General features: G+C 69.6%; 12 protein-coding genes and 1 tRNA gene. 8 read left to right on the forward strand and 5 right to left on the reverse strand.

Annotated elements, in window-relative coordinates:
• Positions 1–4 precede the first annotated feature (4 nt).
• Positions 5–808, reverse strand: coding sequence for a DUF2510 domain-containing protein (locus tag ACH34W_RS36430; protein WP_395965717.1), 804 nt, complete (start codon positions 806–808; stop codon positions 5–7).
• A gap of 107 nt (positions 809–915) precedes the next feature.
• Here ACH34W_RS36430 and ACH34W_RS36435 point away from each other — a divergent pair, with 107 nt between their 5' ends.
• The 7 genes from ACH34W_RS36435 to ACH34W_RS36465 all read left to right on the forward strand — a co-directional run bounded on the left by ACH34W_RS36435 (position 916) and on the right by ACH34W_RS36465 (position 7,228).
• Positions 916–1,275 carry a PadR family transcriptional regulator gene (locus ACH34W_RS36435; protein WP_395965718.1) on the forward strand — a complete coding sequence of 120 codons (360 nt, stop codon included), beginning with the start codon at positions 916–918 and terminating at the stop codon, positions 1,273–1,275.
• Positions 1,272–2,270 (forward strand): HAAS signaling domain-containing protein, encoded by a 999-nt coding sequence (locus ACH34W_RS36440; protein ID WP_395965719.1) that lies wholly within the window; start codon positions 1,272–1,274, stop codon positions 2,268–2,270. Before ACH34W_RS36435 ends, ACH34W_RS36440 begins: the two co-directional genes overlap by 4 nt.
• Before the next feature lie 27 nt (positions 2,271–2,297).
• On the forward strand, positions 2,298–3,116 hold the full coding sequence (locus ACH34W_RS36445; protein ID WP_395965720.1) for a uracil-DNA glycosylase: 819 nt from the start codon (positions 2,298–2,300) through the stop codon (positions 3,114–3,116).
• A 289-nt stretch (positions 3,117–3,405) separates the two neighbouring features.
• Positions 3,406–4,764, forward strand: coding sequence for an NAD(P)/FAD-dependent oxidoreductase (locus tag ACH34W_RS36450; RefSeq protein ID WP_395965721.1), 1,359 nt, complete (start codon positions 3,406–3,408; stop codon positions 4,762–4,764).
• Entirely contained in the window at positions 4,765–6,075 is a 1,311-nt protein-coding gene (locus ACH34W_RS36455; protein ID WP_395965722.1) for a class I SAM-dependent methyltransferase, read from the forward strand.
• Between the two features lie 144 nt (positions 6,076–6,219).
• Positions 6,220–6,296, forward strand: a tRNA-Leu gene (locus ACH34W_RS36460).
• Between the two features lie 146 nt (positions 6,297–6,442).
• Positions 6,443–7,228, forward strand: coding sequence for a Bax inhibitor-1/YccA family protein (locus tag ACH34W_RS36465; RefSeq protein ID WP_395965723.1), 786 nt, complete (start codon positions 6,443–6,445; stop codon positions 7,226–7,228).
• A gap of 191 nt (positions 7,229–7,419) precedes the next feature.
• On the opposite strand, the gene ACH34W_RS36470 is transcribed toward ACH34W_RS36465, so the two are convergent.
• From ACH34W_RS36470 to ACH34W_RS36485, 4 genes are all read right to left on the reverse strand, one after another.
• Positions 7,420–7,647 (reverse strand): DUF4287 domain-containing protein, encoded by a 228-nt coding sequence (locus tag ACH34W_RS36470; RefSeq protein WP_392602123.1) that lies wholly within the window; start codon positions 7,645–7,647, stop codon positions 7,420–7,422.
• 179 nt (positions 7,648–7,826) lie between these two features.
• Complete coding sequence (locus tag ACH34W_RS36475) at positions 7,827–9,047, reverse strand: acetyl-CoA C-acetyltransferase (protein WP_395965724.1); 1,221 nt, start codon at positions 9,045–9,047, stop codon at positions 7,827–7,829.
• A gap of 162 nt (positions 9,048–9,209) precedes the next feature.
• Complete coding sequence (locus ACH34W_RS36480; RefSeq protein WP_395965725.1) at positions 9,210–10,523, reverse strand: PQQ-binding-like beta-propeller repeat protein; 1,314 nt, start codon at positions 10,521–10,523, stop codon at positions 9,210–9,212.
• Positions 10,524–10,738: 215 nt separating this feature from the next.
• Complete coding sequence (locus ACH34W_RS36485; RefSeq protein WP_395965726.1) at positions 10,739–11,776, reverse strand: SGNH/GDSL hydrolase family protein; 1,038 nt, start codon at positions 11,774–11,776, stop codon at positions 10,739–10,741.
• A 187-nt stretch (positions 11,777–11,963) separates the two neighbouring features.
• Here ACH34W_RS36485 and ACH34W_RS36490 point away from each other — a divergent pair, with 187 nt between their 5' ends.
• Entirely contained in the window at positions 11,964–13,358 is a 1,395-nt protein-coding gene (locus tag ACH34W_RS36490) for a cystathionine beta-synthase (protein ID WP_395965727.1), read from the forward strand.
• Positions 13,359–13,386 lie beyond the last annotated feature (28 nt).

Below are 13,386 nucleotides of genomic sequence, written 5' to 3' on the forward strand. Positions count from 1 at the left end.
CCTTCTACTGCTTGAGGGCGGCGAGCAGGGCCGGGATGAGGACGGCGTTCGGGTTCTGCTGCGGCACGTACAACACCGCGGCCGAGCCGCTCGCCTGCTGGATCCAGACGCGGCCGTTCTCCAGGGTCGCGCCGGAGATCGCCGACCAGCTCAGCGAGACCCGGTTGCCGCGCACGCCGCCGGGATGGACGGTCAGCCCCTGCGCCACGTCGATCGACTCGCCGTCGCGCACCTGGCGGGCCAGCTCCCCGACCAGCCGCGGCTCGACCAGCCGGCGGCACGCCTCGACCAGCTGGAGCCAGAGCTCCTCCTGCTCGATGACCACCTCGACCCGAGGTCCGCCATGGAACGGATGGCGGCCGACCTGGAAGATCCATTGAACGCCGCCGGGCTGCTGGCCGTATTCATCCCCGGTGGGGACCGCGGCCCAGTAGGCGACCCACTGCACGTGGCCCCAGGCGAGCGAGGTGTTGCCATAGCCCACTAGCTGCTCGTCCGCGTGCAGGTGGAGTCCCCGCACGTTGGCGTCGAGTGGTTGCGGAGCCGCAGGCTGCCCCCACCCACCGGGCTGTTCGTACTGCCCCTGCCCCTGCTGCTGCGGGACGTGCTGCGGCTGCTGCTGGAGCGCCAGCCGGGGTGGCGTCGCAGGTTGGGGATTCAGGTTCTGTGTCCAGTTTTGCCCGTCCCACCAGCGCAGGCTGCCGCTGCCATAGGGGTCGGGATACCAGCCCGGTTGCGACAAGGCATGCCTCCGCTTCGCAGGGGTGCGCCGGACACCCGCCTCCCCGACCGGCAGCGCGAGTCGCATCGTACCGAGCGGAACGTGGCGGGCGATATGACTTGACCATTGCGACGCGCGCCACATGCGGCCCGTTCCGGTATGGATTGACCCTGGGCATTGTGGAGTACTGCGCAATGCGTAGTACTGTGTACCGCACTATGGACACCACCCAGCTCCTCAAGGGAGTGCTCGACCTCGCGGTGCTGGCCGTCCTCGACCGCAGCGACAGCTACGGCTACGACGTGGTCAGGCGGCTGCGCGAGGCCGGACTCGACGACGTCGGCGACGCGTCGGTGTACGGCACGCTCCGCCGGCTCTTCAAGGCCGGCGCGCTCAACTCCTACGTCGTCCCCTCCGAGGAGGGGCCGCACCGCAAGTACTACGGCCTCAACGACGCGGGCCGCGCTCAGCTCACCGGATCGGCCAAAACCTGGGCCGCCTTCGCGCACACCATGAACGACCTGCTGGATGACATGGACAAGGGGACGCCATGAGCTCGCCGATCGAGAGACAGGAAGAGATCGGGCAGTACGCCGAGGACGTGCGCGCCGCCCTCGCCGACATTCCGGAGGCCGACCGCGCCGAACTGCTGGAGGACCTGGAGGGTCACCTGGCCGAGGTGGCCGCCGAGTCGGACGAGCCACTCGTCAACCGGCTGGGCACCCCGGCGGCGTACGCCACCGAGCTCCGCTCCGCGTACGGCACCGGAACGGTGCGGACCCGGCGATCGGTACGGGCCTCTGCCACGGGCAGCTTCCAATCGATGGAGACCCGGTTTCGCGAGAAGGTCGACGGCTCCAGGGTCCTCAGCGCCGTGTGGGCCTTCCTTAAGGAATTCCGATCGTTGTGGTGGATCGTGCGGGCCTGGGCCGCTGCGGTGCTGCTCTGGCGGTACTGGGACGACGACTGGCACGCCGACCCCTGGGGGGCCGCCCAATGGACGACTCTGGCCGCCTTCGTGGTGGCCTCGATCGCCCTCGGCCAGTGGTCGCGCGCACGCCCGGACCGATCGCCGCGCGTCCTGATCGTCGGGCTCAACGGGCTGGCGCTCCTTCTCCTCTTCAGCATCCAGGTGAATCTCGGCCTCACCCAGCTGGCCTCAGGGAACATCTCGCAGATGGGGGTAGGAGAGGCGCGGCCCTCCACCGCCACCGCACCGCAATCCTCGGTATGGGAAGTCGCGAACCTCTTCCCGTACTCCAAGGACGGCAAGCCGCTCAAGGACATCCTTCTCTACGACCAGGATGGCCGCCCCGTACAGCTCGACTACGAGGCTCACGGCTACCAGCTGGATCGCTGCGGAAGCCCGCCCCCGATCGCCAACTCCTACCCGTTGCCGCTCCGCCAGGACGATCCGAACATGGAGCCGTCGCCCAGTCCCTCGTGCGTTCCTGGCAGCCCGATGCCTGCGCCCAAGCCCTCGGGCGACCCGACGGCCACACCGACTCCCACCCCCTCGTCCACGCCCACGCCCACCCCGACTCGCTGACATGAAGGGCATGCGAGGATCGTTGGCATGACCAATGCGCCCTTCGTGCCGCCGGGAACAGGGTGGCCGGAAGACCCGGCCACCCCGGAGACTCCCGTGGCGCAGGACGCGCCGCAGGTGGTCGCGCTGGCGGAGAAGGCGCCCGATCTGGCCGGCCTGTGCGGGCGCCAGTCGGTGTGCCGGGCCTGCGACCGGCTGGTCGAGTGGCGGGAACGGGTGGCCGTCGAACGGCGCCGGGCGTTCGCGAACGAGGAGTACTGGGGCCGCCCGATCGCCGGCTGGGGCGACGACGAGCCGCGGATGTTGCTGATCGGGCTGGCCCCGGCGGCACACGGCGGCAACCGGACGGGGCGGATCTTCACCGGAGACCGGTCGGGTGACTGGCTGTTCGCCTCGCTCTACCGGGTCGGCCTCGCCGCCCAGCCCACCAGCGTGCACGCGGGGGACGGCCAGCGGCTCATCGGCGCCCGGATGATGGCGACCGTGCGCTGCGCGCCACCGGACAACAAGCCGACGCCCGCCGAACGCCTGACCTGCCAGCCCTGGCTGGCACGTGAGATCGAGATGGTGGCGCCGAGTGTGCGGGCCATCGTGATGCTCGGCGGCTACGCCTGGCAGGGGGCATGGCCCGCCCTGAGGCAGGCCGGCTACGTGCTGCCGAGGCCCCGGCCGTCCTTCGGCCACGGGGTGGAGATCGAGATCACATCTCCGGCGGGCGACCCGGTGACGATGATTGGCACGTACCACCCGAGCCAGCAGAACACCTTCACCGGCCGGGTCACCGAGACCATGCTCGACACCGTCTTCGCCAGGGCCCGCACGCTCGCTGGACTAAGCGGCCGATAGCACTCGGCGCGAGGTCGCGAAAACCCTGCTCGGGGCCTTGAAGACTGCCTGAACAGGGCGAACGGCGGGGCAGGGCCGTGGCCAAGCGGATGGAGCGGTTCTTCGCACCCCCGTGCCGCTCCATCCGCTTGGCGCCCCCGTCGGGCCCTGTCCCGCCGCCGTTCTTGCGATACATCCAGTGAGATGCAGGAGAGTGCGAAGATGTTCGCCCAATTTCCCAGAACCTGGTGATTCTTCGGCGGAGTCTTTCCTGGGTGACGTCCGGCCAGTTCCGGGTACCCCTCCGGACATGCCAGCTACCCGTACATCGGACCATGCCAAGAAGATCCTTATCGTCGGCGGTGGTTACGTCGGCATGTACACGGCGCTGCGCCTCCAGAAGAAACTGCGCGGCGACCTGCGCCGCGGCGATGTCACGATCACCGTGGTGGACCCGCAGTCCTACATGACCTACCAGCCGTTCCTGCCGGAGGCCGCGGCCGGCAACATCGAGCCCAGGCACGTGGTGACGCCGCTGCGCAAGGTCCTCAAACGCTGCACGATCGTGAACGGGCACGTCACCAGGATCGACCACGCCGAACACCGGGTGACCGTGCGACCCGCCGGTGCCGACCTGGCGGGGGAGAAGCAACGGGAGTTCGCCTACGACCAGCTCGTCGTCGCCGCAGGCTCGATCTCCCGCACGTTGCCGATCCCCGGTCTGGCCGAGTGCGGCATCGGGTTCAAGACCGTCGAAGAAGCCATCTTCCTGCGCAACCATGTGCTGCACCAGCTGGACATCGCGTCCGCGATCGACGACGAGGCGGCGCGCCGCAGGGCGCTGACCTTCGTCTTCGTCGGCGGCGGCTTCGCGGGCGTGGAGGCGCTGGCCGAGCTCGAGGACCTGTCCCGCGACGCCGTCAAGTGGTACCCGACCATCGACCAGAGCGAGCTGCGCTGGATGCTGGTCGAGGCCGCCGACAGGATCCTGCCGGAGGTCGGCCCCGAGATGGGGAAGTGGACGGTCGAGGCACTGCGCCGCCGCGGCATCGAGGTACGGCTGGAAACGCTGCTCAAGTCCGCCGAAAGCCGTCACATCGTGCTGAGCGACGGCGAGGAGTTCGACGCCGGCACGCTGGTGTGGACCGCCGGGGTCAAGGCGAATCCGGTCGTGCGCGACAGCGACCTGCCGATCGACGGCAAGGGGCGGATCAGGGCGACCGCCGAGCTGACCGTGGACGGCCTCGACGGGGTCTACACGGCGGGCGACAACGCGGCCGTGCCCGACCTCACAAAGCCCGGCGAGTTCTGCGCGCCGAACGCCCAGCACGCGGTACGGCAGGCCAAGGTCCTCGCCGACAACATCGTGCGTGACCTGCGGGAAAAGCCCCGCAAGCCGTACAAGCACGCCTATGTCGGGTCGGTCGCGGGGCTCGGCCTGCACAAAGGTGTGGCCAACGTGTACGGCATCAAGCTGAGGGGCGTGCTCGCCTGGTTCATGCACCGCACATACCATCTCTCTCGGGTGCCGACGGTCAACCGCAAGATGCGCGTCACCGCGGACTGGACACTCGCGCTGTTCTTCCGGCGTGAGATCGTCTCGCTCGGCGCGCTGGAGCGGCCCCGGCAGGAGTTCGAGCTCGCGGCCGGACGGCGCCACGACGACTAGATGGACATCTGGGAGGAGGCACGCTTCGTGCAGGATGGTGTCGCCTCCCGGCTCGCGCCGCTGCTCACCAGGATCATGCTCGGGGCCGAGGACGGCGACGGCCCGGCCGCCGCCGACCTGCCGATCCGGGTACGCGCCTGGGACGGCAGCACGATCGGCCCCGCCGCCGCGCCCGCGTTCGTCATCCGGCACCGCCGCGCGCTGCGGCGGCTGCTGTGGAAGCCCGGCGAGATGGGACTCGCCCGCGCCTACGTCGCCGGCGAGCTGGACATCGAGGGTGACGTCTTCGCCGCCCTCGGCGCGGTGCAGCGCGTCATGCGCAGCGGCGACGAGCCGATCCGGCTCAGCAGTGACGACAAGCGCGAGATCGTCCGGATGGCGGTGACGCTCGGCGCAGTGGGGCCGGAGCCCAAGCCGCCGCCCGAGGAGTTCCGGTCCGGACGGCGCGGAGCCGACGACGAGACCGGACCACTGGGGGCCTCGGCGGCCTTCTTCACCCGGCTGCTCGGTTCCGGGATGGCACACGGCAGCGGGCTGTGGGACGGCGCGGTCGACCTCCAGGCGGCACAGCGGGCCGCCCTCGACTCGGTGGCCGAACGGCTCGGCCTGTTCCCCGGCGCCCGCGTCCTCGACCTCAACTGTGCCTGGGGCGCCCTCGCGTGCCACCTCGCCGAGCAGCATCGCGTGCGCGTCGTCGGCCTGACCCGTTCACCGGGGCAGGCCGAGTACGTCCGCGAACGGGCGGCGGCCGCCGGACTGGCCGACCGGGTCGAGCCGCGCGACCGCGATCTCGCTGCCGCAGGCGGCGGGCCGTACGACGCGATCGTCGGGCTGGCGGGCCTGGAGGCGCTGGGCCGGGACATGCCCCGGCTGTACGAGCTGCTCGCCCCGGGCGGCCGGCTCCTGATCCAGGAGCCGGTGCGGCGGCCCGGCCAGCACCAGATCCGGCGGACGTTCACGACCAGCTACATGTTCCCCGAGGACGGAGAGCTGCGTCCGCTCGGCGAGATCGTCGCCGAGGTGGAAGACGCCGGCCTGGAGGTGCGCGGCGTCACCGCGCTGCGCGAGCACCACGCCCGCACACTCCGTGCATGGGCGGCCAACCTCCAGCGGCACTGGGCCGAATGCATCGAGCACGCGGGAGCGGGCCGCGCCAGGGTCTGGTTGCTCTATCTCGCCGCCTCCGCGCTGGCATGTGAGAGCGGCCGGATCGGCGTCCACGAAATCTGTGCAATTCGGCGTGATCGTGATGGGCGTGCGGGCGCCACTATGGTCGAGGCGTTTGCGGTCCATGCCGATGGTGCGTCGTAATGCCCGGATGAGCCCTTCCCCATTCCGGCGTTCTGTCCTGTGCCGGGGGGTCTGACCTGCGATGAGGTGGCGATTGGGCAGGAATGTGATCTCGGTCGAATAGCGGCGTGTGGGTTTGTGAATGAGCCTGGGTATGATTGCGCCGCCCCTGTAGCCCAACGGCAGAGGCGGGCTCCCTAAAAGAGCCTCAGGTGTCGGTTCAAATCCGACCGGGGGCACCATCGCGGCCGGCGCCTTAGGAGGACGAGGGCAGTGGGCGCCGGCCGGCGGACCGCGTTCCGATACTGAGCCGTCACGCTCCGGAAGCACCGGAATACGCCCGCAAGCTCTAGAATGATCGGACAAGGACGCCTGAGTGGAGGCAGCAATGGAGAGCAGGAACCCGGCGTTCCGGGGCAATGCCTTCGGTGGGCAAGGGGGCGGCTACGGCGCGCCGCCTCCGCAGCAGCTCCAGGACATGTACGACGCGCCGTCCTACACGCCCCCGGCCCAGCGGACGATGACGTATGACGACGTCGTCATCCGGGGTTTCATGAGCCTCGGCGCCCTGGTGGTCGCCGGTGCGCTCACGTGGGCGTTCGTGCCGGTCCCGACCGCACTGGCGATCGCGGTGGTCGCCTTCGTGCTGCAGCTGGGCATCGGCCTGTTCATCAGCTTCTCGGGCAAGGCCAACGCGCCGCTCGTGCTGACGTTCTCGGCGGTCTACGGCGTCGGCGTCGGCGCGATCAGCCATTACTACGAGACGCTCTACAACGGGATCGTCTTCCAGGCGGTCGTCGGCACCGCGCTCGCGTTCGCCGCCGTCCTCGCGGTGCACTCCCTGAAGATCATCCGGGTGACGCCCAAGCTCGCCCGGTTCGTGGTCGCGGCGGGGCTGGCGCTCGTCGCGCTCATGCTCGTCAACCTGGTCGTCGGTATCTTCAACGACTCGGGCATCGGGATCCGGGAGAGCGGCCCGCTCGGCATCGCGTTCAGCGTGATCGCCATCCTGGTCGGCTGCTTCTTCCTGCTGCTGGACTTCGACTCCATCGAGCAGGGCGTGCGAGCCGGCGCGCCGGAGAAGTTCGCCTGGTACTGCGCGTTCGGGCTCACGCTGAGCCTCGTGTGGATCTACCTGGAGATCCTGCGGCTGCTCTCGTACTTCCGCGAGTAGCCAGCGCGGTCTCAGCGTGACAACGGGGAACATGACATCGAGAACATGACACAGGCGTGACTCGCCCCCTGCCGGACTTGGCTTCGGCAGGGGGCGAATCAGTTGCGGGATCTCTCACCACAGTCGTACTGCGTAGCGGTACGACGGCGGGGGGCATCCCGTGGCGGGATCCCGCGAAGTCCTCTGAAGCCTCAGTAGTGGCGCGCCCGGCGGGTGCGCTCGTGCTCGCGGACCAGTGCGGCCGCGTAGCCGTGCGAGAGACCGTGCTCGTCGGCGAGCCAGTTGCAGCGTTCCTCGCATCGGAGGAAGGCCGGTCCGTTCTCGATGGCGGTGAACCACTCGGGGATGTCACGTCCTGTGACTTGCGGGATGCGGGCGATCAACTTGGTGTGCGTCTCCGGCGAGTGGTTCAAAGACAATTGGCACCTCCAGGAAGCGGGGCTCTTCCTGCCGACTCTGCAACAGCAGCCTGGATGTGACAACCCCCTAACGCGGACCTATCCATTACGTAACGTAGATCATTCATAACGTAACGATCATTCATATAAAAAGTTACGGCCTGCGCGTGTATGCGCAGGCCGTTCCGAGGGGCGAGGCGTCAGCTGAGGCGCTCCAGCACCATCGCCATGCCCTGGCCGCCGCCCACGCACATGGTCTCCAGACCGAACTGCTTGTCGTGGAACTGCAGCGAGTTGAGCAGCGTGGACGTGATCCGGGCACCGGTCATGCCGAAGGGGTGGCCGACCGCGATGGCGCCGCCGTTGACGTTCAGCTTGTCCATGTCGACGCCCAGGTCCTGCGCGGACGGCAGCACCTGCGCGGCGAACGCCTCGTTGATCTCGACCAGGTCGATGTCGTCGATGGTCATCCCCGCCAGGGCCAGTGCGCGCTGGGAGGCGCCCACCGGGCCGAGGCCCATGATCTCGGGGGACAGGCCGGTGACGCCGGTCGAGACGATGCGGGCCAGCGGGGTGATGCCCAGCTCGGCGGCCTTGGTGTCGCTCATGATGATGACCGCGGCGGCGCCGTCGTTCAGCGGGCAGCAGTTGCCTGCGGTGACGGTGCCGTCGGGGCGGAACACCGGCTGCAGTTGCGACACCTTGTCGTAGGTGGTGCCGGGCCGCGGGCCGTCGTCCTTGGAGACGACCGTGCCGTCGGGCAGGGTGGCGGGGGTGATGTCCTTCTCCCAGAACCCGTTGGCGAGGGCCTTCTCGGCGAGGTTCTGCGAGCGGACGCCGAACTCGTCCTGGGCCTGGCGGCTCACGCTGCGGATGCCCGCCACGTTCTCGGCGGTCTGGCCCATCGCGATGTAGATGTCCGGCAGCGCCCCGTCCTCGCGCGGGTCGTGCCAGAGGCCGGTGCCGCCCTCGGCGGACTTGGCGGTGCGGGTCGTGGCCTCACCGAACAGCGGGTTCTGGGTGTCGGGCAGGCCGTCGCTGCTGCCCTTGGCGAAGCGGCTGACCATCTCGACGCCCGCCGAGATGATGACGTCGGCCTCGCCGGCCTTGATCGCGTGGAGCGCCATCCGGGAGGTCTGCAACGAGGAGGAGCAGTAGCGGGTGATCGTCGCGCCGGGCACGCTGTCCCAGCCGAGCAGCGTGGCGACCACCTTGGCCTGGTTGTAGCCCTGCTCGCCGCCGGGCAGGCCACAGCCGAGCAGCAGGTCGTCGATCTGGCTCGGGTCGAGCTGCGGCACCTTGGCCATGGCCGCGGTGATCATCTGGGCGGTGAGGTCGTCCGGGCGCAGGTCCTTGAGCGAACCCTTGAAGGCGCGGCCGATCGGCGAACGCGCGGTGGCGACGATGACTGCCTCGGGCATGTCGGATCTCCCTGTCTGAGCGGCCGGTGGCTGACCCGGCGACGGTGTTACTCACCGGTCACAAGCAAATCTAGCCGTTGCCCGTACAGCCGTACACGCCGGGGCCGTGACCTTATAGACGTTGAGTCCAATAAGTGCCCGGTCACTGGAGAGCACGGGTGGTCAGAGGCCGTACATACCGGGGGTCGTTCCCTTTGCGTCCTTGACTGCGTGCAGGACGCCGCGTTCGTCTCGCCAGACGCGCCATCCGTCCACGGCGCCGGTGTACCAGCCGGGCGGCGGGCCGGGCTCGCTGATCTTCCTGCCGGCGGCCAGGTCGTAGGCGCACAGTGGGGCGACCGGGAAGAAACCGCGCTGGCCGCTGATCTTCAGCTCGGCGGGGTCGACCGTGCAGAACGACCAGGCGCGCATGCCCTTGGGCTTGGTCTGGGCGGCGTTGCGCAGATCGTAGGCGGCGCCGGCGCGGCCCAGCGACAGGAAGCCGAGCTTGGTCAGATCGGCGGGAAAGGCCAGCCACCAGGCGGACCTGGGCGCCTTGTCCGCGGTGATCGCGCCGGTCGTCCGGCCCGTCCGGGGGTCGAGTTGCTCGAAGCCGCCGTAACCGCCCGCCGGGGTGACCTGGCGGGTGATCAGAGCGACGGCCGGGTTGGCGCTGGGGTAGACGCGCAGCAGCCGCTTGCGTGACCAGATCGGCTTGCCGGTCGCCATGTCCAGGCCGAAGAAGCCGAACGCGGACAGTGGCTTGCCCTTGCGTGCCTGGTAGGGGGCCATGTAGCCGACGAGCACGTCGCCGAGCGAGCCGAAGGCCCAGCCGCCGGAGAGGTTGACGCCCGAGCCCACCGCGCGTTCGACCGGGAAGCTCCACAGCGTTTTGCCGGTCTTGAGGTCGTGGGCCTCCAGTGTCGGATGCTTGGCCATCCGGAACGCCACGACTTTCACGGGGTCGGCCCACTCGACCTCGGCGATGCCTGCCATCTTCCACAACTGCCTGCCGCCCGCCGCGGGGTCGAGCACGACGAACCGGGCGTTCCTGCGGGCGGTGAACTCCGACATGCAGATGTAGGTGCCACAGCGCACCGGGCCGAACGTCGAGTCGACCGGGCGGACCCACTTCTGCGCGCCGGAACGGGCGTCACGGGCGACCAGTGTCGCCTTCCACTTGCCGGTCTTCTGCGGTTCGAGCGAGACCACCACACCGTTGCCCTGCGGGCCGACCACCGCGGGCGGCTGGACGCCCATACCGGACAACCGGCCGACCATCGTGGCTGGGCGCGACCACAACCTCCGGCCCTTGGACAGGTCGAACACCGACGTCTCCAGCGTGCCATCGGGCCGCAGTCCCGTCACGGCTGTGACGCCCGCGCCCGCGACAGGCCGGCTGACCGTGTTCACGCCCTTGCCGGACCAGCCCTGCGCGGCCGAGGCACCGCTTGCCCCCGGGCCGCTGGAGCAGCCCGCCACCCCCAGAAGGAGCATCGCTGTAGCGATGCGTGCCGGAATGATTGCGGAATGTGGTCGTGGTCGGGTGTGCGAGGCCATGGGTAGCTCCTCAGCGAGCGCTATGGGATTTCAAGGGGAAGGCCGACTCAAAGCGTCGACACGGCCTGCCGCGCGCGCTTGCGGCGCCCCGTCCGCAACAACAGAACGTAACAGAGGGACTACAGATCCGGAGCTGTTTCTGTCGCGCCGGGTCAGGCGGCGCCCGCGGTACCTGGGACGGCCCGTCCCGCGGACGGCGATTCCTCCACGCCCTCGTCGGCGAGCGGGCGGCGGCGGCGGCGCAGCGCCGCCCAGGCGCCCCGGGGGCCGCGTTCGCGACCGGCGACGCTGGTGCCCGCGACCTCGGTGCCGGGCTCCTCGGCTGCCTCGGCGGCCGCCAGGTAGACGGGCAGCACGCCTTCGCCCCGGCGGGGGTCGGGCAGCGCTTCGGGGTCGGGCTCCAGACCGAGAGCGGCGGCCATCGAGGGCAACATCGCCATCGCCGCCGCGGCGTAGCCGTGTGCGGAGGGGTGATAGCGGTCGTCACTGAACATCGCGAGCGGGTCGGCGGCGAACTCGCGGCCGAGGAGGTCGCCGAGCGAGACCGACCGGGCGCCGTGTTCGACCACCGCGATCGTCTGGGCGGCGGCGAGCTGGCGGCTGGTACGGCGCGCGATCCACCGCAGCGGCTGCATGAGGGGCTTGACCGAGCCCAGATCGGGGCACGTGCCCACCACGACCTCGCAGCCGGCGGCGAGAAGGCGTTCGACCGCGGACGCCAGATGGCGCACGGACTCGGCGGCGGGCACCCGGCCGGTGACGTCGTTGGCGCCGATCATGATGACGGCGATCTCGGGCTCTGCCTCCAGCGCGCGGTTGACCTGCTCGTCCAGCGCCTCCGACCGGGATCCCGACTTGGCCACGTTCGTCAGCCACACCGGACGGGCCGCGATCGCCGACAACCCGGCGGCGAGCAGGGCGGCGGGCGTCTCGTCGGGCGCCGCCACACCGAGACCGGCCGCGGTGGAGTCGCCGAGCACGACGAAGGAGATGGGCTCGCCGGGCAGCCGTCCGCCATAGAGATCGTCGGCCACGGGCGGCTCACCGTAGGGGGTGGCCTGGATGATCCGCCGGGCCATCCTGGCCTCCACGACGATCAACCCGAACGTCAACCCGCCCAGCGCCGTGATCCCGCCGCCCCCGTACGCGGCCGCGGTCGCGATGCGCCGCGCGGTCAACGCTCTCAGCATCGTCGCTTACCCTCCGTCATCAACAAAGGTGTACCCCGTCCCATCATGGATGCCCCCAACGGCAGATCTGGGCTACCGTCGGAAACAGGAATCTATCCGAGTCCGCATCCTGTCCCGCCGCAGTTCACAACGAGTACATGCGGATTGAACACGGGTGCAACATCTTGAAACCCGACAAGGACGTCGCGTGCACGTACACGATTCGCTCGTCGAGCTCATGGGCAACACCCCGCTCGTGCGATTGCGCAAGGTGACCGGAGGCCCCGCGCCGCAGGTGCTGGCCAAGGTCGAGTACTTCAACCCCGGCGGCTCGGTCAAGGACCGCATCGCGGTCCGGATGATCGACGCCGCCGAGGCCTCGGGGGAGCTCAAGCCGGGCGGCACGATCGTCGAGCCGACCTCCGGCAACACCGGGGTGGGTCTGGCCATCGTGGCGCAGGAGCGCGGCTACCGCTGCGTCTTCGTCTGCCCCGACAAGGTCGCCAAGGACAAGATCGACGTCCTCCGGGCGTACGGGGCCGAGGTGGTCATCTGCCCGACCGCGGTGTCGCCGGAGCACCCGGATTCCTACTACTCGGTCTCGGACCGGCTCGCCGCCGAGATCCCGGGCGGATGGAAGCCCAACCAGTACACCAACCCCAACAACCCGCGCTCGCACTACGAGACGACGGGGCCGGAGCTCTGGGAGCAGACCGAGGGGCGGATCACGCACTTCGTGGCCGGGATCGGCACCGGCGGCACCATCAGCGGCACCGGCCGGTATCTCAAGGAGGTCTCCGGCGGCGCGGTGAAGATCATCGGCGCCGACCCGGAGGGTTCGGTCTACTCCGGCGGCAGCGGCCGTCCGTACCTGACCGAAGGCGTCGGCGAGGACATCTGGCCCGAGACCTACGACCGCGACATCTGCGACGAGGTCATCGCCGTCTCCGACCGCGACTCGTTCGTCATGACCCGGCGGCTGGCCCGCGAGGAGGGCCTGCTCGTCGGCGGCTCCTGCGGAATGGCTGTCGTCGCCGCACTGCGGGTCGCCGCCGCGGCGGAGCCGGACGCGGTGATCGTGGTCCTGCTCCCGGACGGCGGCCGCGGCTACCTGTCAAAGATCTTCAACGACGAGTGGATGAGCCAATATGGGTTCAGCGACGATCGGTCCACCACGGAGGCGACGGTGGGGGACGTACTAGCCCGGAAGGCAGAGGCACAGTCGGGCGGGATCCCGAGCTTCGTCCACATGCACCCCACTGAGACGGTGGAGGAAGCCGTGAAGGTGCTGAGGGAGTTCGGAGTCTCGCAGATGCCGGTGGTCTCACCGGGAGCGGGGCACCCTGACGTGATGGCAGGGGAGGTGATCGGTGCAGTGGAGGAACGGGACCTGCTGCGCGCGCTGTATGCCGACCAAGCCGGACCGGACGAGCCATTGGACAAGCACATGAGCCCACCGCTTCCGGTCGTCGGGTCGGGTGAGCCCGTGTCGCGGATGATGTCCGCGCTGGAGGGCAGGGATGCGGCGGTCGTGCTGGTGGACGGTAAGCCGACCGGGATCATCACCCGTCAGGACCTGTTGGTCTTCCTAGCCAAGGGCTGACCAAAGATCTCGGTCAGGGGCCGGGCCA

The organism is Actinomadura sp. 6N118 (assembly GCF_044326415.1).
Taxonomy (GTDB): domain Bacteria; phylum Actinomycetota; class Actinomycetes; order Streptosporangiales; family Streptosporangiaceae; genus Spirillospora.